13 protein-coding genes are annotated in these 26,635 nt (G+C 50.6%); all 13 read right to left on the reverse strand.

Annotated elements, in window-relative coordinates:
- Nucleotides 1-96 precede the first annotated feature (96 nt).
- Nucleotides 97-1,215, reverse strand: coding sequence for an LptF/LptG family permease (locus tag ABFD83_14940; protein ID MEN6358367.1), 1,119 nt, complete (start codon nt 1,213-1,215; stop codon nt 97-99).
- A 7-nt stretch (nt 1,216-1,222) separates the two neighbouring features.
- Nucleotides 1,223-1,942 carry an LPS export ABC transporter ATP-binding protein gene (lptB, locus tag ABFD83_14945; protein MEN6358368.1) on the reverse strand — a complete coding sequence of 240 codons (720 nt, stop codon included), beginning with the start codon at nt 1,940-1,942 and terminating at the stop codon, nt 1,223-1,225.
- A complete protein-coding gene (locus tag ABFD83_14950) occupies nt 1,939-2,550 on the reverse strand; it encodes a hypothetical protein (protein ID MEN6358369.1) in 612 nt (203 codons plus the stop codon). The genes lptB and ABFD83_14950 overlap by 4 nt, the downstream gene beginning before the upstream one ends.
- 7 nt (nt 2,551-2,557) lie before the next feature.
- A complete protein-coding gene (gene lptC / locus ABFD83_14955) occupies nt 2,558-3,190 on the reverse strand; it encodes an LPS export ABC transporter periplasmic protein LptC (protein MEN6358370.1) in 633 nt (210 codons plus the stop codon).
- A 365-nt stretch (nt 3,191-3,555) separates the two neighbouring features.
- Entirely contained in the window at nt 3,556-5,553 is a 1,998-nt protein-coding gene (gene uvrB, locus ABFD83_14960; protein MEN6358371.1) for an excinuclease ABC subunit UvrB, read from the reverse strand.
- Between the two features lie 330 nt (nt 5,554-5,883).
- Complete coding sequence (locus ABFD83_14965) at nt 5,884-7,827, reverse strand: Ig-like domain-containing protein (protein ID MEN6358372.1); 1,944 nt, start codon at nt 7,825-7,827, stop codon at nt 5,884-5,886.
- A gap of 168 nt (nt 7,828-7,995) precedes the next feature.
- Nucleotides 7,996-8,718 carry a hypothetical protein gene (locus ABFD83_14970; protein MEN6358373.1) on the reverse strand — a complete coding sequence of 241 codons (723 nt, stop codon included), beginning with the start codon at nt 8,716-8,718 and terminating at the stop codon, nt 7,996-7,998.
- Between the two features lie 121 nt (nt 8,719-8,839).
- Nucleotides 8,840-17,476 carry a hypothetical protein gene (locus ABFD83_14975; GenBank protein ID MEN6358374.1) on the reverse strand — a complete coding sequence of 2,879 codons (8,637 nt, stop codon included), beginning with the start codon at nt 17,474-17,476 and terminating at the stop codon, nt 8,840-8,842.
- A 164-nt stretch (nt 17,477-17,640) separates the two neighbouring features.
- Complete coding sequence (locus tag ABFD83_14980; GenBank protein MEN6358375.1) at nt 17,641-19,668, reverse strand: hypothetical protein; 2,028 nt, start codon at nt 19,666-19,668, stop codon at nt 17,641-17,643.
- Between the two features lie 49 nt (nt 19,669-19,717).
- The gene (locus tag ABFD83_14985) at nt 19,718-22,030 is read right to left on the reverse strand and encodes a S8 family serine peptidase (protein ID MEN6358376.1); all 2,313 of its coding nucleotides are present in this window, start codon (nt 22,028-22,030) and stop codon (nt 19,718-19,720) included.
- A gap of 70 nt (nt 22,031-22,100) precedes the next feature.
- Nucleotides 22,101-23,906, reverse strand: a complete 1,806-nt coding sequence (locus ABFD83_14990) for a hypothetical protein (protein ID MEN6358377.1) — start codon at nt 23,904-23,906, stop codon at nt 22,101-22,103.
- 290 nt (nt 23,907-24,196) lie between these two features.
- The gene (coaE, locus tag ABFD83_14995) at nt 24,197-24,811 is read right to left on the reverse strand and encodes a dephospho-CoA kinase (GenBank protein ID MEN6358378.1); all 615 of its coding nucleotides are present in this window, start codon (nt 24,809-24,811) and stop codon (nt 24,197-24,199) included.
- Nucleotides 24,812-24,915: 104 nt separating this feature from the next.
- Complete coding sequence (gene rpsA / locus ABFD83_15000) at nt 24,916-26,520, reverse strand: 30S ribosomal protein S1 (GenBank protein MEN6358379.1); 1,605 nt, start codon at nt 26,518-26,520, stop codon at nt 24,916-24,918.
- Nucleotides 26,521-26,635: the final 115 nt, after the last annotated feature.

Below are 26,635 nucleotides of genomic sequence, written 5' to 3' on the forward strand. Positions count from 1 at the left end.
TCGCCACCTATCAAGATTCGGAGATCGCCGCCTATCAGGGATCGCCGCCTATCAGGCTATCAGGAATTCCCGGATTACTGAACTCCATCTGGGGGATTAATTGGCTGCTTTCTTTAGGAGCACGATGCCTGCGGCAAGGCCGAGCACATTGGCTGTAAACGCGCCGACAAACGGGGCCAGATCGCCCTGGATGGCCAGTGAAGACGTATAGCGCCATATTATCCAATATATGAGTATGAGCAAAAGGCTGAGACCGAAGCCCACAGACGAACCGCTTCTGCTGGGCCTGATCCCAAGCGGGGCAGCCAGAAGAGCAAATATCAGGCTGGAAATAGGCAGGGCGAGTTTGTTCCAGCGCTCGACATCGAGGTCGTTGATATCTTGTTGTGTTCTGTCCGGATGAGCCTTTATATACTTTACGAATTGAGAGAGTTCAGCAAAGCTCATCTGCTCCGGGTCTCTCTGATAAAGCGCGAACTGGTCCGGAGTCTTCTCTATCTTGATCTCTCTGGTCTGAGACTTTTGGAAATTCCAGAGGTCAGGATGGTCCGTGCCCAGGCCTATCTGCAGATAGCCGTCATAGAGCAGCCACTTATATTTATTATCGGGGTTGTTGTCCATTCCGGCCCATATGGCATGATCGGCATAAATGAGAATAGACGGACGCCCCTCGCTGTCATTTTGCACAACCGTTATCTTTCTGAGCATGTGGCTTTTTGTATCAATCCCGCCGCCGACTCTGATAAGCGACCTGGTGCCTTCGTCAACCAGGCTGAAGGGCTGGTCCGAAGGCATCTCCTGTTTGAATACCTCCGCCTGGAGCTCTTTGCTCCTCAAATTGGCATATGGAGCCACGACTTCGTTAAGCAATATGGAACCACCGCTGACCAAAACGCCAAGCGTGATGACTGGCACTACAACCCGATACAGACTCATACCACCGGCAAATATCGCGATTACTTCGCTGTCGCTGGATAACCGGCCTATACCTAAAAGCACTGCGAGCAGGGTCGCCATGGGTAAGGTGATCACCACAATCTGCGGCAGGATCAACACAACAATTTCCATGGCTGTGATAAGGGGCATACCGTTCATAACCCAAGTGGTGAGCTTGAGCAGGTAAGAGCCGCTGAAGAATACGCCGGTGAATGCGATCACGCCAAAGGCGAACGGGCCCAGCAGTTCACGCCAGATCAGTCTGTCCAGGAGTTTCATGCAGCCCTCACATCTCGAACCGGTCGCCGAGGTAGAACTTGCGGGCGATGGGGTCGTTAGGCAAATCTGCTGAGGCTCCGGCTGTCTTTATCTCGCCTTCGGAGATAATATACGCCCGGTCTGTTATGGCAAGGGTCTCGCGGACGTTGTGGTCTGTGATTACGATCCCGATGCCTTTATCTTTGAGATGGCGGACTATGTCTTGAATATCGCCTATAGCGATGGGATCGACGCCGGTAAAAGGCTCATCGAGAAGAATAAACTTGGGGTCGGTCGCAAGAGCACGGGCAATCTCGACTCGCCTTCGCTCGCCGCCGGAGAGTACCTGGCCTTTGCTGTTGCGCACATGCGTCAGGCCGAACTCGTTTAGGAGCTGATCGGTGCGAGCCATTCTCTCCTTTTTACTGATCTTGTGCATTTCGAGCACAAGGAGAATGTTCTCCGCCACCGTGAGTTTTCTGAAAACGGACGGCTCCTGCGCAAGGTATCCCAGACCCAGGCGCGCACGCATGTACATGGGCTTGTTCGTGATGTCGATATCGTCGAGTGTCACCCTGCCCTCGTCGGGTTTGACCAGACCGACCATCATATAAAACGAGGTCGTCTTCCCCGCGCCGTTAGGGCCCAGCAGGCCGACAGTCTCGCCTGTGGACATAGACAGGCAGACATCACTCACCACGCGGCGTCCCTTGTATATTTTAACCAGGTTATGTGCTTGGAGCTTCACTTAGGGGCTACAGCCTCTTTCTTTGGAGTTACTTCAATCCTGCTCAGACCCGGGCTGCTCTCCAGCTTGAAACCCGGTCCCGCAGCGGACTTGAGGTCTATGGCGGCTTTATCGCCAGTCATAACGGCAGGCTCGGAATAGAGCGCAGGGTTTGTATTTACTATCTTTACGTTGCCGACAAGATAAGCCTTTTGCTCGATACCGTCATAGGTCGCGTTATCGGCTGTGGCTGTAGTGGTTGTTCTGACGCCGGTCTTTGGGTCGCATGTGGTATAGATCAGCTTAACAGGACCGCTGAGATCGGCTGATTTGATTGCGCCCATAGTACCTGCGGCAGAACCTATAATCACAGTCATTTTACTGGATTCAGCCTCAAAGAACGTTCCAGCAGCCTGATCGATCATTTTGGCGTATGCATTTTTATCGGCGACTACTTTATATGAACCGTCTACAGACTGTCCGTCTATTGTCGAAGCAATGATGGTAACGCCGTTGCCGTCGTATCGTGTCAATGCGAAAGCTGGTGCGATTATTGGTATGCATAAAGCTATGTGTGCAGCTATAAGCAGCGCCTCTCGGCTAAGCTTGGTCCGCTTGAATATACTCATCTCGGCGCTACAATCCTTTCCCCGAGTCCAGGACTTTTATACTCTTCATTGCAGTATCGGCAACGAATGCCGCGCCCTGCATATTTCCCATGGTGGAGTTAATCTTCACCCCTCCATCTCCGACGACCTTCTGCTCCCTGGCATACCACTTCATCCACTGCGACCTGACCGTGGTATTTCTCTCCAGAGATTTCAGAGTCACTCCGCCGGTGGCGGTCACTATACGCTTTGTGGTATCGGCAATGACCTTTGGTGCGGTCATGGCAGCCACAAGCTTGCCGTTTTCATAGAGCTTGCCGGAGAAATTTGTGAGCTGGCCTATCCTGGTGACCTCGCCGCCGCTGACTTCCTTGGCCGAAGCGCTCATACGCACATGACCGTTTTCGACCCAACTGAAAGTGACACCCTGCTGGCTGAACTGCAGCTTTGGCCCCTCATCGACCTTGGGCGGCGTATATACCTGCGGCTTCTTTTCACTTTTTTTTGTATCCGGCTGACTCTGGGCAGTTTGTGTCTTGTTATCACCTGCTTGGGCGGTCGGGATCTGCGAAACACTCGGCTGACGATTTCCGCAGCCAGCAATCGACAACGCCACAACCGCGCTTAGAATCAGAACTAAACTCTTCAAGTTAAAACGCATAAATATCCCCTCGGCGGGATCCGCAGGACCCACACTAGGAATTGACGGGGAAGCGAACCGGGTCTTGCCAAACCAAGTTTATCACAAGTGGAGCCAGTTCGCAAAATCACATTGCCGCAATGGCATATCTATTTGGGAGAAACTGAGGATTTTACCCTCAGACTCCCACAAAGGGCGCTGCCCTTTGATCCCGCCAGGAGCCGAGTGGCCCCTGGACCCCCATATCGAACTTGGTTACCCCCGTCCGGGGGTAACCAAGTTCGTGACAGAAGGTCAAGGAAACCTGGTTTCCTTGCAGAGTCAAGAGACAGAGTCTCTTGTGGGGTTTGGGGCAAAGCCCCAATCTCCCCAATTTGATATATGCCTTACCGCCAATGAGAGTCGGGCAGGAGTTTCTTCATGGCGGCGATTTCGTCACGAAGTTGGGCGGCGCGCTCGAAGTCCAAGTCTTTGGCGGCTTTCTTCATCTCACGCTCGGTCTTGGCAATAGCGCTGAGCAGATCGTCGAGCGAAAGGGGCTTTTTATCGGCTTTTTCGCCGGACTTCTCATATGTGTAGGCGTCGATGTCCTTACCGGTCTCTATGAGGTCGCGAACGGCCTTAGCGATGGTTTTAGGAGTTATACCGTGCTCCCGGTTATACTCTGCCTGGATTGCACGCCTGCGGTTTGTCTCGTCTATAGCGCGGCGCATGGAATCGGTTACATTGTCGGCATACATTATCACCTTGCCGGATACATTTCGGGCAGCGCGGCCTATTGTCTGGATGAGCGATGTCTCCGAGCGAAGAAAACCCTCTTTATCGGCGTCTAGGATGGCCACGAGTGAGACTTCAGGCAGGTCGAGACCTTCACGCAGCAAATTGATACCGACAATTACATCGTGCACGCCGAGCCGGAGATCGCGCAGTATTTCAGTGCGCTCAAGAGTCTTGATCTCGGAGTGCAGATAGTTCACCTTAAGGCCAAGCTCATGCAAATATTCGCTGAGGTCCTCGGCCATTTTCTTGGTCAGAGTAGTGACCAGAACCCTCTCGCCCTTTTCCGTGCGGCGCTTGATCTCGTCTATCAGGTCGTCTATCTGGCCGATGGTAGGCCTGACCTCGACTTCGGGGTCCAGGAGGCCTGTCGGGCGGATCAACTGCTCCACTGTCTGAGAGCAGTTTTTGGTTTCAAACGGGCCGGGAGTCGCCGAAACAAAGACAGCCTGGTTAACCAGCTTCTCGAACTCGGCAAACTTCAATGGACGGTTGTCCAAGGCTGAAGGCAGTCTGAACCCGTATTCGACCAGGGTCTCCTTACGCGAACGGTCGCCCGCATACATTGCGCCAAGCTGAGGGATGGTCTGGTGAGACTCGTCAATGAAGATCATGAAGTCCTCTGGGAAATACTCTACCAGAGTGTGGGGAGTGCTGCCGGGCGGACGACCGTCCAAGATTCGCGAATAGTTTTCGATGCCGCTGCAGTATCCGAGTTCGCGCATCATCTCCATATCGAACCTGGTGCGCTGCTCAATACGCTGGGCTTCAAGAAGCATGTTTCTATCGGTAAAATATTTTACGCGCTCATCAAGCTCGCGTTCGATCTCAACTAATGCTTTTTCCATCTTATCAGCGGGTGTGACGAAGTGGCTCGCGGGATAGATTGTTACAGCGTGATGAGACGATATGACCTCGCCTGTCACTGAATGGATCACATTGATCTTCTCGACCTCATCACCGAAGAACTCCACACGAGTGATGGACTCTTCATCCTTGGGCTGGATCTCGAGTATGTCGCCGCGGACTCTGAATGTCCCGCGGCCCAGGGCGATATCGTTGCGAGTAAACTGCATATCTATCAGCAGGCGCAGGATTTGCTCGCGCTCATATGTTTCGCCGACCCGAAGGGCTAGGACTATCTTTGAATAGTCCTCCTTGGAGCCGATGCCGTAGATGCAGCTTACGCTGGCGACAATCAGCACGTCACGCCTTTCGATCACGGCTTGAGTGGCTGAGTGGCGGAGTCGGTCGATCTCATCATTGACGGATGAATCTTTTTCGATATACGTGTCCGACTGTGGGATATAGGCTTCGGGCAGATAATAGTCGTAATAGCTGACGAAATACTCGACTGCGTTATCCGGAAAGAACTCCCTGAACTCGGAGCAAAGCTGTGCGGCAAGGGTTTTGTTGTGCGCGATCACAAGCGTCGGGCGCTGGATGGCCTCGACGACGTTTGCCATGGTGAACGTCTTGCCTGAGCCTGTAACGCCCAAAAGCTGCTGAAACCTGTACCCGGCCTCGATACCCTCGACAAGCTGGGTTATCGCTTTTGGCTGGTCGCCTGTTGGTTTGAAGTCTGCTTGTATTCTGAATTTACCCATGTTTACCGCCGCACGTTTGTTCGACTCACATGATAGGGCAAAGGCGGGAGATGGTCAAGGGTGATGAGTCCAGCTGGGGCGCATCCCAAATCTATGAGTAATTTTTCTCATCACGAAAACACGAAAGGGAGAAAGCACGAAAGAAACTCTGGAGTGGGTATTGAGCAGAAATCAAGAATGATACCTTCTATTCCCTGTTTCCTTTCTGTGTTTTCATTATTTCGTGCTTTCGTGATTAAAAAATCCGCATGCCATAAATTTTGGATGCCCTCAGTCCGGCTGTGTAGGAAGTAGTTGTCCACATGAACTTACTCAGAGATAATCAACGAGCTAGAAGCTCAGAGCTGAAAACTCTACGCGGAATCTTTTTTGATACTGCGACCAGATTATGCGCGCTTCCTGCCTGCCAATAGCCTTTGCAAGCGCTATTTCAAAATCTGAGTAATTGGAGTCGGTGAAATCGGAACCGGCAAACTTCTGGTAAGTACTCTGGAGACTGATGCGCCAGGTGGGACGGATAGAGTAGCCAAAATCCCCAAACGCGCTCGCACTGCCGTCATCGAGTCCATAGGTCAGATTGAGATTTGAACTCCAGAGTTGAGATGGCCGCAGGCACAAGTTTGAGCTGAGCCTTTGCGCGTTGTAGCCGCTCTCGGAATCGGCAAATGAATACGAGTAGTTAAGGCCAAACGAGCCTATATTGCGCAGGCTTCGAGAGTATCCTGCGCTCGCATAAATAGATGTGCCCGGAGACGTACCACTCCAACTGCGAAGTGTGGTTAGTGAAGTGTTGACTGAGCCCTGCCCGAACTTGATCGGCTTACCGTAAAGCTGCAGCCCTAAACCTCTGCCGAGTTTGTCTCCTGAACCGGAATCGATTGTGCTGTTGTATGTAAGCTTTGTGGTAAACGAATAAGAGAGAGCACCTCCGATAATGGGCTTCGCGCGCGACTGAATATATGCCGACGAATAATACCTGTTGTCATAATTACGCAGCTTGTTACCGCGCAAATTCCACGAAAACATATAATTACCGAGCGAGCAGCTGTAGTCTACTGTTCCGTAAAGATTTTCATGAGACGGGAAATCTAAATAAGTGTATAAGCGCGAATCGTTGCTAAACTCCTTTCGATGATTCCAGGATAAACCCCAGTCACCGGAAGTGACACGATTCACTTCAAACTTACCTTCAGTCGACCCTTCTGATGTATATTCCTGATCGAGATCGAGCTGCCAGCCTGAATTGGAATAGTTGTACTCAGTCGATTCGGAATGGCGAAGCCTGACCGAACCCGTGCCGTTGGGAGTCAGAGAATAGTATATCGGCAGGTCCATCTGAAGGCCTTCGGTCCCATATGTGAGCATCTGGCCCATTCCGGCACTCTGATCGCTGAGAGAAACGACATGAAGCGGAACACTCAGGACCTTGTCGCCATCCATGTAAAAGTTTGCGCGCTTGATCTTTACTTCCTCACCCGGGCGAATGAGCAGGCTGCGCGCGCGAATAAACATGTTCGATTCAGTGACCGGTTCGAAGTCAAAGCTGATCGTCTCGTCAGGCTTTTCATCGGGCGCCGTAAACATGTCGCGCCCTCGGAAGATAAGTCTTCGCGCGCCATCTTCCGCCGGAGTAATCAGCACACCGCTCATTTTGTCAAAACTATAAAACAGAGCGCTGGCGGCTATCTGCTTATCTCCCCGTTTGACGAGTATGTTATCGCCGCCTAACCTGGCACATGCGCGGAGAATGTTGTTCTGGACATCTATCTGCGCCTCTTGGGCTGTGATGTTCAGACCTCTGTGATATATCACTACGCCACCGGCCGCATCGACCTTTTTAGTGCTGACATCATAGCCCAAATACTTGCTGCTTGAGACGGATATGAAAGACTCGTTAAACATCTCGGTCCCTGGAGCAAGAAAATCAACGCTGAGCTTGGCCACAGCCCTGCCGTTTGAGGCCAATGCGGATATGAACGCCGTGCCTATCGTGGTATCACTCTGAAGCCGCACGCGCGCAATCCCTGAAGCGGTCTGAGCGCTGTTTTCGATAATTCCCAGGCTGGTCGTGAATTCTACGACTGTGCCGTCCGGGACTGCTTTACCGCTCGAGTCCCGCACATCGGCGGTTATGGTTGTCGCGCTAAAGGAGTCAGCGACTATCGCCTGAGGTTGTGCGCGAAGTCGCATAGTGTAGTCATTGATGGCGGCATCGGAAGCCGCAGCGCCCAGAGTAAACACAGCTATTACAGCCAGAATTCGCTTAATTTGCATTAATATCTATGATAAGCCTCAGTCTGTAGATGTCAAACGACCGGCCTTGTTAGGTGTATGTCAAATTTAAGGTATCGGGACAGGGGTGTCCCGATACAACGGGGCTTATTCCGTAGCACCCGGCACGCTGATATCATAACTATATTGACCATATAGCAGGCTATCGAATTATCTTGCGGTCTGAACCGCAGGCATCGCAGCAGGCGTCGGCTCAGTAGATTTCTTTTCCGCTGTGGTGTTGATGGTTGCATTGGTAGATGACGTATCTTCAAACAACTGGGTCTTCAATTTTGCGATGACATCACCCGCTGCCAATGCTCTCGCGTCATCTTCCTCACTTGGAGATGTCCCTTCAGGAGTGTGTCCGGTCACAAGCAGAGTCTTGATCACTTTGCCGGTCTTCGTATTCATAATATTTACTGAGACGGTGACCTGCGCAGATTTGCGGGTGCTGTCGATCCGATAATCTTCAACCGAGCCGGCAAGCAGATAGTCAGCAGCGAGAAGCCTAGCCAACTTTAGACATTTTTCAGAATTATCCGTAAATGGAGGAGTTGTTTCAGTGGGCTTTAGTTCATTGTCATCTTTCGCTCTCCTGACCGGAGCAAGGCGATCAGTATAATAATAAACCCAGTATTGTTCGTTTTCGGCCAATATGCTGCGCAATGCTGAAGCCATATCGTCCCCGAAACTCACGGGCAATTTGTCCACTCCTACATTGTTGTCGAACGGAAAAATCACAAGTGATTGTACGACAATATCCTTTGACGCTTTCTTTTTTGACTTAAAGAGACCGAACAGACCGGCATCCGCTGATCCGACGGCCGCTACGCCTAAAATGAGGATCAATCCGATTATCAGCCAACCACAATATTTATCCAGCTTGATCATGACAAAAAAACAACCTCCAAGAGTGACCAAAATTCAAACGCGTCCACATAACAAGATGCCCTGCAAAGATAGGTGGGGACTTAAAAGCCCCACCTATTCTACTTTTCATTATAACATACCACTACTCCAACTTAGGCTTCGGCGGCATGTCAAGCATATCATCATTCATAAGCTCCGTAGACGGCGTTGCCGATCTAAGTGAGCTTACGGATGACGTAGAAGACTCACCATTATAACTTGTATTCGGATCAACGATCAATGTGCAGTTTACAAAAGCCTTTATCCAGTAACCATACCAGGCTTTGAGCACATGCTCAGCGCCGCTTGTGCCGGCTTGGACCAAGACATAATCGTATGCAGATGGATCCCAACGCCAGGCGTAATTTCTGATCCAACCTGCAGCGGCTGCTTGATCAAGAGTCTTCTCAGCATTAAGATACTTGACATGGAGCTCGCTGAAGGGAATTCCAACGTCCACTTTCGGCGTTATGTCATTGCCGGATGAGTCTTTCTTCCAATTGAAGAAGATATTGCCGAATTGGTTCCATCCAGCCTTCAATGAAATATTGCACGGAACCAGCTCAGTCTCACCAGTTGTTGAGTTGACCTGAGTATTATAAGCCTGGGCAAAAACCTTGATCAACCGGTATTTCCTGCTGAAATCCAAGCCATCGCTATTGTCGGCCATCAGTAAACCGCTTTCCGCGTCCTGACTGCTGATGGACTCCTTAGCATAACTTGACTTAGGCTTGATCCATATGGCTTCACCCGGCGCAAGGCCAGGGAACGTTGTCGAACCGCCAAACCGATAATATGACCCCAATGCCGGATACCATCTAACAAGCTGCATCAGTGATGCGTTGTCATAACCAAATATCTTGCCGGGATCGCTGCTGCCGATGATCATAGGCGGAGTTATCATATCCACCACAGGAGTGTCGGCTGCGGAATCGTCAGGGTTTGACGGATCCTTTATGGCGATGGTCCTCATCGGTCCACCAACACTGACGCTGAAATAATCGTTCACTCCATCGATGACGTCATCCGTTTCAACCTTATTCCAGCTCGACCCGCCGTCCCAGGAGGCGTTCAAATTCCATACCCCGCTGGCGCTGAGAGTAAGATTCTCACCTGTCACCAACGATGAATCAATACCACTGGGATAAGTGGGAACACTTAGTTCACCAATCCAATAGGTGGAATCTTTGTCGGTAATCGTGACGCTTCCGACTAGAGAGACCGCTGCACCAGTAGGCTTTGTAACTTGAATCGTTACATTATTGATTGTGTCAGGCTTGCCGGTCAGAGTATTAATCGGGAACAGCATATGCCCCACAATCAACACATTTTGTCCGACAGCCGCGCTTGTTATCCCGCCGGCAGCATCGGGATCAGCCGCAGAAGCATTGACAAATCTTAGGTTCTCAAAAGACGGAACCAGAAGCACCGGTCCAACCTTCGATGCCGGCGTGGAAGCACTGTCTGTGCCGTCGGATGCCTGCACCGTATATGTATGACTGCCGATCCCCAACTTCGTTCCGACAACCGATGCCTGATACTCAACTCCGCCGGTGGCAGTATAATCAGGCGCTGTCGTAGTTGTTGAAGGTGTCCGGGCCATTGCAAATGTCTGTGAAGTAGTTAGACCTTTGTCAACAACAAGTGTAAGGCCTTCGGACTTCGATGTGCCGGAGCCAAATACCGGAGGGTCATTGTCGGCGTCGCGATAATTCGCTTTATAGACGAATGTCTGGCTTGTCTTGCCCGCAGTCGGGCTCACGGAAAAGCTGACAATTGAAGGCGCATTGTTGTAATCACGTACAACTAAACCTCCATTGTAAGTAACCGGATCGGCATACTGATATCCATCGTTCGCTTCAAACGTCACATTATATGTTCCGGGAGAAAGATATGTTCCAACAGGAAGACTGGCCGTGGAGCCGGTGAACACAGCTCCATTTGCATAAACCGGACTGGTCTCTTTTGGAGACAGTGAAATAGTATATGTCGCAGCCGTTGATACATTTGTCAGCTTGACACTTACTCTCGGAGTAAGCGCACCCGCACCGGAGCCGTCAAGATCCTTGTATGTCACATTGAACTTGAATGTCGTCGCCTGCTGCCCGGAAGTCGGATCTATCAATGCACCCGAAAGTACCGGTTTGCAGTTCACTGTAATAGATTTGTCATCCGACGAGTTTGCCGGATATCTTACCTTGTGGTCCGGATCGTAACCATCAGAGGCAATGAAATGATATTTCGTGCTGCCTTCCGGCAAATCGTCCGTCGTGACCTTGAACTGCACCGGAGTTTTATAGCTCGTTGGAACCGTCACAGGCTCCATTGCCAAGCCGCTTGCATCGTCGTTAAACACAAGCTGAATATACCCGGTGACACCGTCATGGTAAGTCGGCGGATCGTTATCCGCATCGGAATATTTGACCATGAATGTCAGGTTGTCTCCAGGAAGAAACGCAGATGTACTATCATAACTCTTATAATACGTTATATACACAGGCGGCTGTACACCTGCCTTTGGAGTGTACTCGATATACACCGACCTGGTTCCAATCGGAAGCGCCTTATCAAGTGTCAAGGTAGTCGCACCATCCACAGGAACACCAGTGAAGTAGTTTGTGCCGGTCAAGTCGGCATTATCGTAGACGCCTGCAATGTTGTCAATCGAGCTTATTGAGTCGGGTGTGACAACCGTCAGCGATGAACCTACGGTTCCCAATTGAACCAATTCGGAAGGCACGCTGCCCAATGCAGGCGAGAGAGCTATTTCATTACTCGATGTCGGGTTGAACGTCTGAGTAGTGTCATAGTAGTTCGTATCCGAGTCAGTTGGATTTGCATTCCAGTAGACACCCAGCACTTTCTGGTTGTTCTGCACTTCCTGCAATGACCAATTGCCCATCGACGAATAGTCAAGCTTGATTTTGCTTGAAGACTCGACTGTTGCGGCCTTGATATTCACACCGTATAAGAGTTCCGCACTGGTAAGCTCGGGAGCAACATTGCCGGTTGGCGCCGCACTGGTCACTGTAGGACCTGTTGCGGGTGTCCCATCAGTTGGGAACTGCGCCTTGGCTGAATAAGGCACCCAGGCCTTGCCGGCAGCCGTTTCTTCATCTATCAGCCACTGCGGCTTATCGACCCTGCTGCGCGCCGTAAACCGATAGGCATGACCCCCGATACCCAGCTTTGGTACCGTTAGCTGATAAAGAGTGCCGGACGAATATGCATTAGTGTCCTGTCTTATCATCAGCAGGCCGTTTATCGTAAATGTTGAATCCTTCTGAAGACCATCGCCGCCCTTGTCCCTGTCGCCGAGATTGTCGGTTGCAACAGTGAGCGTATTGGCCGTATTGCCTGAAATCAGATATACTCTGTATTTCAATGTGTCGCTGGTGATCTGCATAAGTTTACCTGCGAACACATTGTCCTTCCAACTGACGGGAGTACCGTCTATGTTAGTGGCCACTATTGTGCGCATCTTATTGGAATCCAATGAGTCCGCTGCCAGGTCTGAAACCTTACCCAGCACTAAAGTATCTTTGCCGTCACCATCCACCCACAACCGCGGAGAACCTGATACGTCCTGGCCGATATAGGCGCCGCTGCCGTTGACGTCTGTAGTCGAATCGAAGAAATACGGCACATCATTATCGGCATCCTGATATTTAACAGCAAATGTCACTGTTGTGTTCGTCGAAATCGTTGTGTCCTTGCCCGGGGTGGCGCTGCCGTCCGAAAGTGTGGGCATGGTGTTGATATACGGCCCATCGAGATTAATATACGACGGAACACTAGGATCGGTAGGTCTATTACCAAGACCGTTTTCGGTATAATAGTCATATATTGCAACATCGGACCCATCACACGCTTCGAACCGATACTTATGGCCCTTCGGTCCAAGATCACTTGCAGTAGCAGTATATGTATAGACCGCACCATCTCTATAAGGCGGAGTGCCCGTGCCTTCATATGACATCTCATGTGCTGCGTTATCTATATACACGCGCACATAAGAAGGAGCCTGGCCATGCGCTCCATCGGTATCCTTATATGTAACCTTATACACGAATTGCTGGGTTGCCGACTCGGATGAAATCGGTGAGACACTCCCATCATCAAGTGTCGGACGGGTATTTTCCTTCACCGTATCCGGCATCTTTGTGCCGAAAAGATAGGTAGCGCTTACCGTGCCCGCAGGCTCACTGCCCGGAAGGAACTCTATGATCCGATTCCAGCGGTCTATCTGATAATCGCCTAACTGGTAATAACGCGCCCACATCGCATTGGTGCCGGAAGGTGCAAAATATGTAAGCTCCAGGTGCGACGGGTTGTTAACGCTTGTCGATCTGAACGGCTCAAAATAGCTGCTGCTGTCGGCGGCGTAAGTCCAAACACCTAATACTCCCGCAGTCGGATCACCGTCATTATCAATGCCGTCATTTCCTTTGATATGGACCTTATTACCGCCTGCATCCTGCTCTTGCCATCCATCGGGTGAGAAATGCGTCGTGCCCTGGGTCCAGTTGTACACGTCATTTATTTCACCCGGATTGTCAACAATCAACTCTCTCTTTTGAGCTGCCCCTTTGGTTGTATGCGTAAACCGAGTGTCGGAATACTTTATGAACACCGTCTGCCCGGCAGTCGGAAGGGTATCGGTAAGCCATATTAGTGAGTCGCCTGTATTGAACAGTGTACGGGTGTAGTAAATATATACTTTGGACCCAAGAGGCTGCGGCATGCTCTCGGGAAGTTTGATCTTGCCGTTCTTTTCAAGTGTGAGACCGGAATTGGCAATCAGATACATGTTGCCGAGACTGTCAGTTCCATAGACAGCAGTAACGCTCTTTATCAATCTGGGAGAGTCCGGTATTACCGTAATGCCGGTCCTGGCAACCTGATCGTATACCTCCGATGGGTCTATTGTTCCCACCATAGCTTTATCAACACTGTTCGGAACAGGTATAGACGCTGTCGGATCATAATATGAAGCGCTTGGATCGTTGACGTCTTTCAGTGTAGTATATACACCCTCGACACTGGCAATAACTGAAGGATCTTCAGGCTTCACGTGTATAGTCGACGCCTTTCCATCGGAGTTGACGGCGGTTCCCATCATAATGGAGTAGCGTTCATCTCCGTCAGCCTTTCTTTGCCAACCGTTCTTCATTTCATCAACAAGCTTAAGGCTGTCATTATCATATACCTGAGCATCTGAAATAAGTGTTGCCGAGCTGGATGTACCCTGCAGCAGAGGACCGACTACAGGAGCCTCAGGCACATATTTCAACCATACTGATGTCGGCTTTTCCGTGAAGTTCCTTGTCAGAATAACCGTGTCATCACCGGTTTTATAAACCGGACCCGCCTGGCTCGGTTCATAATAGTTTTGGCCGGTAAGATCCTCTGTGAGGTATACGCCCTGCAAATCGAGTATATTATCGGGATCACTGGGTCTGACTCGAGCTAAAGGATACACAGAATCAGCAGTCCCTTTTTGCGCGATCACAGGCTCGAACGCATAGCGCAGACTACCCTTAGGTGTCAGCTTTTCTCCTTCAATGCAGCTTGCGGCATTGGACCGGAGCGCGGCATTAGAAGAAGACCTGTATGTAGCCCATTCATAACCGTCCTGGAAAAGGAATGCATAGTAGTACTGCTTTTCCTGGTCATACTCATTTTGGATACCATTGAGCCTGGTCTGATAATAGAACAGCACTCCATCATTATAGGTTGTATCGCCGGTATCACTTTGAAGCATGTCGTGGCCTTCATCCCAAAGGACTGTTTTTCCATCAGGTTGAAGCAGACCAATAAAGACCTTTTTAACGGCTGGCGGGTCGTTGTCCAAGTCGGCATAGGTCGCGCTGAATGTCCACTTTGTCGCTCCGTTGCTTGTTCCATCTGCAGATTCGACACTGCCGCTATATAGAGTCGGAGCGTTATTATCCGTTACCGTGAGGTTGGACATCCAACTCGTCGTGACCGTTTGACCTTCCAAGGTGTCATCAGTTCCAACCTGGCGGCCCCAGTCGTCTACAAACTGGAACTTATAGCTGCGTGTACCCTTCTCAAGTTCGGAGCTGGACATATTATAATAGTAGTAAACGCCCTCTTTGTATTTTGCAGAGTTGTCCGCAGACGAACTAAAGACTACCTCGGGCAGCATATTACATACTCTTTGTGTGCCCTTGGAGTCAGTTTGAATAATCAGTCTGGCTGCATATGGCCTCTGCCCGTCAGGGTCCGAATATTTGACCCGGAACTTGAACATCTGACCCCGCTTGCCGCTTGTCGGTGAAACAGAATCGCTGCCTACAGTCAACACAGGAGCATTATTCACATATGGACCCGGCACAAAGTCATTGTTGTCGTAGTCCGGATTTAAGATTTTCTGACCCGCATTATTGGGATCATCGATAAAGTAATCATCCGATTTGTTTGCGGTTGGTACCCACCAGTCATCCCATGTCCTACCAAGATAATCATAATGATCAGGGCGCCGAGGCCAAACAATTTTTTGACTTCCATCACTTGCTTCAAAGAGATAGTGATAAGGGCCGGGTGTGGTAAAGTTCTTTGTCGCTATATACCATACACCATCGGTATAGTCGAAATCCGACGGGTCTTCTTTCTCCATCGTAATACTCATCGGATAACTGCTGCTTCCAAGGAGATAAGCATCAGTCGAAAGAGAGCCGCGGCTGCTTGTATTGCCGATCAAAACTCGCACATACATCGGCCCCTTGCCGTCTTTCGACTTATACATGATACGAAAAGTGCATTGGGAACTGGTAGTCGCGCCGGCTGTCTCCGCACGGCGCGCAGTGATATCTCTACTATATGATGTGTCCTTATATGTTCCAGGCATAAGTGGGTTCATTGCGCGCTTAAATGAACCGTCCATAAGCAGGGTGCCGTAGTAGCGCCCGCCGCCGTATTTTGTTAAATCACTGTAGCCGACAATATCGTCATCCCAGAGCGGGACAGTCAGCGCTCCTCCGACAACCGGATGCTGAGTAGAAGGATACTCATAAGTTGAGCCGAATTTGCCGGGGACAAATACAGGGCGATCAACAAAAATCGTCGAGTCGAACGCATACCTGTTGTCCGTGCTGTAACTGCGATGCGCAGGGCGGCTTATGTCCGAATTGCCCGTTACAGCACGCGCATTCATAGGATCCAAGGCATTGTTGTTTGCATGACCCGGAATAGAGGTAAAATCTGGAGGACAGGAATATGTCAACCCATGATCATTGCGCCCCCAGGGAATATAGCCCCAGAGAGAATCGGTCGCATCGGATGGGACTTTAGCCCAGTCTATTGCGCTGCAGACAGTGTTGAGTTGTGTCGTATGTCTATAATCCGTATAGCCGATCGGTATGTTCCATATATAACCCGGATTAGGTGTTACACCCCACTCCGCAGGGTCCGGCTGCATTTCCAGTACAAAGTTAGGCACATCGGGGGTGTGATTCAGCGTATCCAAATCAGGCTCATTCCAAGTATACCTAAGCCAGTCGTCACTGCACGCAAAGAAATAGTTAAAAGTGCCTACAGGCAGCGCATTGTATGCCCAGCAGGTATAGGCAGGGAAATATTTATAGTTATATTCATATAAAAACGGCTCCGCCATACCGTCATTGGGCTGCAAACGAGCCATAAATACAACGCCGTCGCTATAACTCTGCGCGGTCCAGGCTGCGTTATGCTCTATGCCAGTCTCCGGCATCATCGGTATGAGGCGGTAGTCGCCTATCCCAAAGACATCGAGATAGAGCGCGACTCCGTAATCGGCGACTTCCATATAATTGTCAGGTGAATAATTGTTGCTGTGCCACCACGGCATAGGCGGCAGGCCGTCTCTATTGCGGTATTTGACCCGAAAGACATAGTCATGGCTTGCGGAACCATCATCGCCGGTAACTCCACTGCCGTCATTGCTCGGCTCGACAGTAAGCGGATCAGGATCATCAGCGCCACCCGCGCTCAAAAAATCACGGTCTCCCTGGCATCCCGAGTAGTCGATCATCTCGGGAACTAGTTGTCCGGCAGAGTTGTATTGGTAATTCGGTCGGCTGTCGCTGATGGTGACATCCACAGAATCCTCTGTACGTGTATCTTTCCAGTTCCCATCTTTGTCGCAATACCACATAAACGCTGTTACTTTCCAGGTACGTGCGGGACCATTACCCCAGGAAATCAGTGTGGGAGCCTCCCACATTGGAGCGAGACTACTATATAGATATTGAGAATTTTCATTGTAAACAGGCCGATAATAAGCATCCCAAAGCAGATTGTTATGATCAGAATAAGTGGGATACCAGGAAGATGGTTTGGTTACATCAGGACTCGTTAAACAGATATCCGGATTCTGGTAGGGACTCGACATGTTCAATCCGGAACTCACGGTGACCACATAACGCGCGCCCGTGCCGTCGGCTGGAGCATGGTCATAGTAATACATTGGAATGCCGCCGAGAAGCGAATTCGCATATCCGATGCCGGTCAACACAACAAGACCGGGTATATCCGCTTTCTGATATTTTACCGCGTTAGGATAAGTGCCACCAGGATCTTTCCACGTGGCTATAAACGTATATACAGAATTGGACGTGGCATGCACCGGGGTCACCTTCAGCGAAAGGGACTGCGCGCCGACATTTGAAAGCGCCAACAACCCAAATGCGGCTATTATTATCATTAGTGCGAAAGCACGTTTCCAAATATTACTCATCTGCGGTTTTCCTTCCAAACTCCATCCATCATTTCATCAATATCAGCGTCGGCTGATGGTATCAAGCATTACTAAGTAATTCACGGTAAGTCGCTTGCATAAAGCTATAATTTTCACACCGCTAAGACCACAAGCAATCGTGCAATTTACTATGCGTAAATTGCTTAGTATCCGCCATTCAATGACGTAACACCCGAATCAGGAAATACAGCCGGTCTAAAGACCAGCGTGACCGGAGTCTTCGCACGGACCCAATACCCCTTCCAAGGCACCAGCATTTCATCATTGGCGCTTAGTGTCTCATAGGAGGATGTGTCGGGATTCCATCCATATATGGTTTTGCTGATCCATCCCTTTTTAGCTGCGTTCTCAAACGAATAGGTCGTATTTGTCGTCTTGTTGTATACCATTAACTGCCCGATATACACTGGATAGACGAATGGATTGCCGACCATGTTCCAGCCCGACGCAAGCTCTATGTCCTGCTCTTTGTACTGCTTGCCGTAATATTCACCAACAATGGCTGCGTCATCGGCAAGCGTGTATGTCTTCCGACCACCTTTACCCAAGCTGTAGACATTCACCCAGAATGCCTTGCCGGGCTCCAGTCGAGACAGGGTTACATACTCCTTCGCATCGATATCATAACTTACAGCCTTGTATCCAGACGTCATCGCGAAGGCATGCTCGAATGTTGGATAATTAAACTCAAACGGAACACTGACCATCTGATATCCATAGCGGAGCACAGTCCTCTTTGCAGCAGGAACCATAATCGTATGAGTGACTGTCTGACTCCAGCCGTTCTTATCACTAAAAATAACGTAATACTCAAGTTCACCGCAGCTTTCGCCGGTCGGCTTGACTTTCCAAGTCACCGGGCTTGACTCCGAATTTGTCGGCACGTCTCCAATTTCCTGCTTCGCGGTTGAATCTGAAGTGAGCGCGAGGCCCTTTGGCAGATATAAATACGCAGAGACCTCTTTCAAATTATACGGACCGGAGTCCATAGTAGTGTTATAAACATACGCGCTGATCGTGAACGGGTCCGGAGTAATATCGACAAGGTTTGTGTCGGGATTGGTACTGTTGAATTTGAGGGACTTCGGTGCTTGAACAGCCGCGGTCACACTGTCTCGAACAACTTTAGTCCCAGATTTACTTGTCCATTTTTCAGATGCGGCACCAATACCATAATAGGTAACATATGTCCGTGAGGCCCCCGCAGCGAGAGCCTTTTGCTTCCATTCCATCAGGCAGCAAGGAGCATCCACCGCTTCCAGAGGATCCGGTATATAATCATCCGGCAGCCAGGTGCTTGTCATTATAAGTCCACCGGGCTCCCATTCGCCCCAAGCAAAATAGTCGGGGATAGTGCAATCCTGCTCACCAAGAGTATATCTGTTCACTCTCGCAGGATCGTCCACACTTTCGTAAACTTCAACCTTATCGGGCACCTTTGTCCCTGAAAAGAGGGTTCCTGGAAACGAATCGGACACACCGTTGGCACGCGTCATTCCTATGCCTGAAATAAACGGATATCCGTGAGAAGAGCCTGTGTTGACTACAGGAATACTAAACATCCCCAAGCCTATGGACTGTGTAGTAGTAGCCTTGTTGGTAACAGTCAACGCATAACGCACCTGGTCGCGCACAAGACTTATATTGATTTTGAGCGCTACAGGCGTCTTACCTGCTGTCGTCCACTCTCCCTCGAGATATGGACCGCCGGGTCCGAGTGTGGTGCCGACAATCGGCGCATCATACTTTGTAGGCGTCGTTGACCAGGCGCCGCTGCCGTCCGATCCCGCACCGATCATGACAGGCTCATTGTCACCAACCTTGACCTTCCAGTTGCCCAAAGGACCAAACGTGTAAGGCGCCCAAGGAGTCATCTGCACGTTGTCGTCGGCAGTAGTCTCAGGATCGCCCTTAGCGGACATTACCGAATACCGGCCTGCTACATCATATGTGGTTGAATCTCCGTCTGCCTCGACCAGTGTAACCGTGCCGTCAATACCCAGGTAAGCTTCGATATAGTCATTTGAAAGCGGCATAACCCAGTAATCATCCGAGAACTTTATCTCGACAATTGTATTATCTGTGTTATCTGCCCAAGCAAAGGACCACAATCCCATAAAAACCATCAGCACAAACAAGATTACAGAAATCATTGTTCTGGTATTATTCATCTTACAATATCTCCTAACGTCCTCAGCAACAGTCTGTCACATTGCGAATCTACGGCAAAATTGTCATCTTGAGAGAATCGCCTGAAGTCACTCCGCCAACTCTGGCGTAGAGCCAGTATCCTGTATACGCCTCCAGCAGATCGCGGTTTGACAACCTGTGATAGCCACGGACCGGAGTTTGAGTATAGTAATACACACTCGTACTTATCCATCCGGCAGCCTGGGCATCAGATAATGATTTTGTTGTGCCTTTATAAGTAAACAAGGCATTGGTCCATGTGATCTGCTTGTCATATGGATTGCCGAACATATTCCAACCTTTATAAAGACTGACTTCATATGCATCACTCGTTTTGGTCGTATTGTACGTGCTGTTCAGCACCACTTCCTCAGAGCTCGGAACCAATAGCCAGAAGCCGGAACCTGCAGGAAATGCATATTTTCCGGAGTTTTGATTGTAACTGCCGCCCGTATACCAACTGTAACTTGAGTTCGAGTCGAGTGGGTTCTGCCACGCAAGCAGGTCATCCGGATAGTTTAAGTATCCTGCTCCGGACGCAGAAGTAGTCTTTGGAGCCCAACGAGCAAGACGGACTCTTGAGGTGCTTGTATCAGAAAAGTCGGATGATTCTCCATCGGCATTGAGAAATAGATTCTCCGGCAGCGCTTTCATCTTCAAGGTCCCGGTATCAAAACCGGCAATGTCGTAAGGAAGTGATATCAAGTAGAGGCCGGGCGAAAAAGTCTTGGCAGTAACCGTAAAGACCGCCCAGTCGGTGTATTCTTTCGCGCCGGCAGATGCTGCACCCTTAACGTAGATTGAGTGTTCGCCCGCACTGAGGGAACAATCCGATGAGTCGAGCGGCCAAGTTATTATATCCGAAACGAGATAGCTGCTGATATTTGAACTGTTTATAATAACATATGACATGTCATCCAGATTATCAGGCACGCCATTACCGTCAGCATCAGGATAGTCCATATAGACCTTGACGGATGCCGAATCAATATTATTGAGAGATATCTTGATTGTTGGCCTGCAGGAAACCGTTCCGCCCGCACTGGGCTGAAGAATTTTTATGCCGGCATTGGTCAGAGCCGCAGCCACGTCCAGCACGCCTGCGCCATACTTGTAAGGGTCCAGCGTGCCGGTCTTTGGAGCACGGGCAGACTCCAGCAGTCTGCCTGTAACTTCGCCTGCAGGAATATCGTAGCTTAGTAAAAGCGCCGCCGCGCCCGCTACATGAGGGCACGCGAACGAGGTGCCTTGTTCATATGCATAAGAGTAGACATACGCGCCAGTGCTATCATCTGTTGTAACGGATGTGCTGTAGATTCCGTCAGGATCATTCTCCACGCTCATATCCCCGCCCGGCGCGGCAATGTCGATTGACGAACCGTAGTTGGAATAGGAAGCCAGACTCTCATCAGGACCTAATGCAGAGACAGAGATCACTCCATTGCATGCGGCCGGATAACACGGAACACTTGTATCATCGTTTCCGGCGGCTGCTACAAGGATAACACCGGCAGCGTAGAGCTTTGCCATCATTGCATCGGTAGCGGAGTCATCTCCATAGCCGCCATAACTCATGTTCAACACGTCTACACCCTGGTCCAAAGCATATTGCTCTGCTTTAAGAAGGGTATCAGCATCCGAGTATATTCCGCTAAATGCCCGAATAGGCAGGATTTTCACGTTTTCCCAGCATACCCCGGTGACACCTACTTCATTATCACCTTGTGCCGCTATAATACCCGAAACAAACGTGCCGTGGCCTACCAGATCATTGCTGCAATCGGTGTCATTATCCACAAAGTCATAGCCGGGCAATACTCTTCCGTCCAGATCCGGATGATCAGCAACGCCTGTATCTATTACTCCGACTTTATATTCGTCGCTGCCTTTTTCGATATCCCAGGCATCAGGCATGTTGATCATTTTCATGCCCCATTGGTTCACATAGCCCGTGTCATTTGGGACATCGCAAAGCGTGTAGATATAGTTGGGCTGAATATGGTCGATTGCCCACTTGGAAGCTATTCTGGAGCTTAATGACGACGAATGAGAGCTTAATGATGGGCTACCGAATATCGACACCCTGGAAGAATGCCCCATCTTTATGTGATACATATCGGACAATGGAAGCTTGTTTACGACCGAAGCTCCCATACTGTTCACGAGGCTCTCGACTGCTGAGGGACTGGTTCCTGATTGCACGTGGATGATGTACTCATTGGGTACATAGTTCAGATTTCTCGCATCCGCTGCCGCAACGATGGTAAAAAACAGGCTGACCAGTGATGTCAGCACCAAGCCAAGCAACAACTTTCTATTCAACCGACATGCAAGCGGTCTCATTCTCCAATCCTCCTCCAACGATCTATACAGGGGCGGCGATACACAAATCGCCGCCCAAAATTACAGGTTGTTAATCCGAACTCGGCTCTACAGGCGGTATCGAGCTGATCTCGAACCTGTTTTGCTCGCCTTTATACCACCCGTCGCCCGTGTCCTCTTCATGTCTGCAATACACAGTCCAACCCATAATGACGCCGGGATAGTCTTCAAGCGTACTGGCCAAACCGGTCCGCTGAGCATCAGTAAGGGTAACAGTCGGACCGGTCTCGGTAATTAAACTCGATGTCCAAGTCGGACCTGTCCCGGCTACTACCGGCGCGACCAATACATAATAGGTATCAGCACCGTCCTTGCGGTTCCACTCCAGATTCACAGTGCCGTCCTGAAGGTCGCTGATCTGAAGCTCGGGCGGCGCATCGCTGGTCGAATACGCCGGAGAAACAACGTCGCTGTTGTGCACCGGATCGATCACGGTAGCTTTTACAGTATTGCTCACACCCGTGAGATGATACGTTGTTTCGGTCGTGTCGGTCGTGTCAGTCGTATCACTAGATGACGAATCACTAGATGTAGTTTTTGTCGTTTTATACAGCACTCGAACCTGATAGTCATGAGTGGTGCCATAAGGCTCAATCGGTACCTTCGTAGTTTGTGAGGTGTATTTCTGTGACGGATTGATATCAAGCGAGTAGTAGTTGACCGTGAGATCACTACCGCTGCCGTAAAGACCAGCTATACTGGTATAGCCCATATCAATCGCCCCAGAATCACGTATGACCTTCACCGGCGCTGTAGAATCGGTGAAACTGTCTCTTATAACCTCATATTCCAGCACATTTGTGCCATGACCGTATTTGCTTGCGTCCCAGGTAATTACGGTCGGATCGGAAACACTGATGCTGGGCGCATCCTCTGCACCACGCCCGCCCTTGAAGAGCGAGACAACTCCAAAAACAAGAGCCGCACCCAGAAGGAACTTGCCTATCTTGCTGATAGCGCTGCCCTTAGTCCTGCTCTGCGTGGGCGCCCCTGAAGGTAAAGACTGGGTCCTTGCGGCCCCTCCCACAGCAGGCATATCAAAAATCGCCTTTGCTTTATCCTGAGCCTGGATTCCACGCATGGATTTTGTGATCTTTGCTATACTGTCCACCGGAGTGACTGATTGAACGGAAAGGTAGCCAATAATTTCCCTGTCTCGCAGGACTATCATCTGCATGCCCGGCTTTATGCCGTCACGAGCGCCTTTATTAAGCATAACCTGGCTGGCACCCAAGCTGTTTTGAACTGTGGCCTCGGGAATGACATAGTCCACCATCGTTTTAACGCCAAGAAATGCGGCATTATTGATCGCTTCGACTATGAGAGCATCATCATCGGGAGTGTAGCCTACCCGTGCACTCGATTGACCTGTCTGCACGGCACCATTTACGATCTCACCGGAAGCCTGGTCGTACATTCGTAGAATAAGCGTCACAGATGCTCGTCTTGTAACGCCTGAACCTGCCAATTGAACAGAGGTGATGGAACCCTCAAGCATAGCATCAGCGCTCAAAGACTCGCCCAGCCTCACCAGGCCGACCTTATCAAGCGGAGAATGTAGATCAAGCGCCTCCATCGCTGCCTTGATAGTCGTACGACTGTTGCTGCCGACATCGAAGCGAGTAGTCTTGCTCATCTCGACCACGACCGCATCAGTCGCGAGTCTGGCAAGCAGATCACCCTGAACACCGGACTCGTTGACAAACTCAACAACAGCAACCGAATATTGGGGCATAAGCTGAGCCTCTGCCCGCTTTGATAGCGGCAGGGGCGCTATTGTTGCTATGAGCGCTATTATCACGGCATAGCACACGTCCTTGAAAACCCTGCATTGCATTAGCTGCCTCAACGGTAGATAACCTCCCTAAAATCCAATTCCAACAAGATATAATCGCCGACAAACCACATGGCCAAAGCATGTCTTTTCGGGAAAACAAACCTGGGCGCCATCGAGGTGCGGCAAGGGGACTTGCACTCGAACGAGCAACGCGGAAACCCGGCAGCCGGCCGCTTGGCGTCTGCCATATCTTATCTCCACAATACCCATAACCTCACGCAAACGTGACAGTAAGTTATCCGCGTAAAACCGCCCGACTTGATACTCATCCGTCAACAACTATAGCACAACTACTCATGTAAGAGCAAGAGGATTTCACGCCAAACACCTTCTACCGATGCCCGCAAAGACCCCAAATCCGAGTCGTTCCATATCACGCGGTCGGCACGGCGAACTTTGAACTCCATCGGCATTTGTGAACCGATCCTGCGAAGGGCATCATCGCGAGAGATACCACTTCTGCTTGTCAGACGACTTACCTGCGTCTCTTGTTCCGCAGCAACCAGGATTACTTCATCCACCATCGACTCCATATGGCATTCCATCAAAAGTGGAATCTCTACCGCCAACACCTTGTCATCGGCAGGATTGTCTCTAAATGTCTTTATCGCAAGGCCGATTTTATCGATGATACGTGGATGGGTTATTGCATCAAGATCCGCTCTGGCTTTGGAGTCGGCGAAAATCAATTGCGCGAGAGCCGGCCTGTTGATGCGGCCATCGGGAAGCATCACACCCTCTCCAAAGCGCTTGCGGACCTCAAGATATGCAGGCTCGCCTACATCCAAAACTTGCCTGGCAACGTCGTCGGCGCTTAGAACGCGGGCACCCAATTCAGCCAGCATACCGAGCACCGTGCTCTTGCCTGTGCCAATTCCACCAGTTATGCCTATTACGTAAGCCATACTCATCATTAAACACAAAGTAATGGCCCAGCGCAAGCCGCGCCGGGCCATATGAACCGATTTCTGCTCGGCATAGAAATCAATTGTTCAGCCGAGAACATTTCCTATGCTTCAGATTCTTTAGACTCTTCTTCGGCTGCGAGCGCCACAGGCTCTTGGACGGGCGTTTCGGCAACCTCGGCGGTCTCGGACGGAGTTTCGGCCTCAGCGGCGGCTTCAGGCGCCTCAGTAACCGGCTCCATCTCGGCCTTGATACTCTCTTCCATCTCCAGCTCTTCCTGAGCCTGAGCCAGAGCTTCAGCTTCGGTGATCTCTTCCTTCTTGGCTTTGGTTCTTGATTTCTTCGCGGGTTTCTCCTTCTTTTCGCCGAAATCAAGTTCACCAAGCTGCTCGCCGATCAGGTCACCTATTGTGGTCTTGGTCTCGGGCTTGGCTTGAGCGTAGCTGCGAAACTCGGTCTCTTCACGCTCTTTCTCCTTCTGAGTCATCAACTGCCTCATGGACAGAGTCAACCGCCGCTCGTCGGGGCGAAGGTCAATGACCTTGACCTCTACCTCCTGACCGACGCTGACTACCTCTTCAGGATTATTGACACGCTTCAAAGCAAGCTCGGAGTTGGGTATGATGCCCTCAATGCCGCCCTCGACCTGAACGAAAGCGCCGAACGGAACGAGCCTGGAGATTGCGCCGGTAAAGACATCACCCACTTTATAGAGCCGTTTGATATCTTCCCACGGATCGGGCAGTATCTGCCTGAGACCAAGGGAAACCCTGCCCTGCTCCAGGTTGAGCTTGAGAACCATGACCTGAATTTTCTGGCCGACCTTTACGACCTCGGACGGATGATTGATCCTGGTCCAGGACATCTCGGAAATGTGCAACAGGCCGTCAACGCCACCCAGGTCGATAAATGCGCCGTAATCGGTAAGCCTGCGAACGACGCCTTCTCGGATCTGACCAACCGCAAGTGTCGCAACAGTCTCTTTCTTGAGCTCTTCGCGCTCTTCTTCAACCGCAAGCCTGTTGGAGAGGACGACTTTCCTGCGCTCTCGATCGACTTCGATTATCTTAAACGGCATGCTCTGACCGACAAACTTATCCAGGTTCTTGAGCTTGCCGCTCTGGACATGTGATGCGGGGACGAAACCCCTGATCCCGAGATCGACAACCAGCCCGCCCTTGACACGGTCGGTAACCATCGCCTTGATGACTTCCTTGTCGGCAAATGCCTTGTCAACCCGGTCCCATGCGTTTTCGAAGTCAGCTCTCTTCTTGGAAAGAACAGGTCCGCCTTCATGACTTTCAGACTCGACAACATAGACCTTTATCTTCTCGCCAATGGAGACGACCTCTTCCGGCTCAAGGCTGGGATCGCGCGTAAGCTCGTTGGGCTTAATTACGCCTTCCGACTTCGTTCCTACATCCACAAGCACGCCTTCTCGGTCGATGTGTACAACTACACCCTCGACGACATCACCCGGAGACAGTGACCTGAACGTCCCTGAATAATCGACTCCGGCTCCACCCATCTGGGCCATCGCCGCCTCCATGGTCATCGGTTCCTCGGCCTCAGTCGTTACCGACTCCTCCGCAGGCTTCAGACTCTCATCAACCTGACCCGGCTCATTAGCGCCGGAACCGAAAGGGGTCTCAGACATCTCGTGCGTATGGACGGACGTTTGCTCCCGCTCCACATTCTCATCAGACATTGCTCAACACTCCTCTCGCGAGCTGCAAAAGCATACCCGCTTTTACTAGTCATCCCAAGCGGCAGACAACCGCGCGGGGCAAGCCATTACGGCCGGCATAAATCAACAACACCGA

The organism is Armatimonadota bacterium (assembly GCA_039679645.1).
Lineage (GTDB): Bacteria > Armatimonadota > UBA5829 > UBA5829 > UBA5829 > UBA5829.

What these genes read in the sequence shown, in the direction of transcription:
- ABFD83_14990 (MEN6358377.1), bottom strand. Translation starts at nt 23,906, where the DNA reads ATGCAATGCAGGGTTTTCAAGGACGTGTGCTATGCCGTGATAATAGCG.
- coaE (MEN6358378.1), bottom strand. Translation starts at nt 24,811, where the DNA reads ATGGCTTACGTAATAGGCATAACTGGTGGAATTGGCACAGGCAAGAGC.
- ABFD83_14965 (MEN6358372.1), bottom strand. Translation starts at nt 7,827, where the DNA reads ATGCAAATTAAGCGAATTCTGGCTGTAATAGCTGTGTTTACTCTGGGC.
- ABFD83_14980 (MEN6358375.1), bottom strand. Translation starts at nt 19,668, where the DNA reads ATGAATAATACCAGAACAATGATTTCTGTAATCTTGTTTGTGCTGATG.
- ABFD83_14985 (MEN6358376.1), bottom strand. Translation starts at nt 22,030, where the DNA reads ATGAGACCGCTTGCATGTCGGTTGAATAGAAAGTTGTTGCTTGGCTTG.
- ABFD83_14970 (MEN6358373.1), bottom strand. Translation starts at nt 8,718, where the DNA reads ATGATCAAGCTGGATAAATATTGTGGTTGGCTGATAATCGGATTGATC.
- ABFD83_14950 (MEN6358369.1), bottom strand. Translation starts at nt 2,550, where the DNA reads ATGAGTATATTCAAGCGGACCAAGCTTAGCCGAGAGGCGCTGCTTATA.
- ABFD83_14940 (MEN6358367.1), bottom strand. Translation starts at nt 1,215, where the DNA reads ATGAAACTCCTGGACAGACTGATCTGGCGTGAACTGCTGGGCCCGTTC.
- rpsA (MEN6358379.1), bottom strand. Translation starts at nt 26,520, where the DNA reads ATGTCTGATGAGAATGTGGAGCGGGAGCAAACGTCCGTCCATACGCAC.
- uvrB (MEN6358371.1), bottom strand. Translation starts at nt 5,553, where the DNA reads ATGGGTAAATTCAGAATACAAGCAGACTTCAAACCAACAGGCGACCAG.
- ABFD83_14975 (MEN6358374.1), bottom strand. Translation starts at nt 17,476, where the DNA reads ATGAGTAATATTTGGAAACGTGCTTTCGCACTAATGATAATAATAGCC.
- lptC (MEN6358370.1), bottom strand. Translation starts at nt 3,190, where the DNA reads ATGCGTTTTAACTTGAAGAGTTTAGTTCTGATTCTAAGCGCGGTTGTG.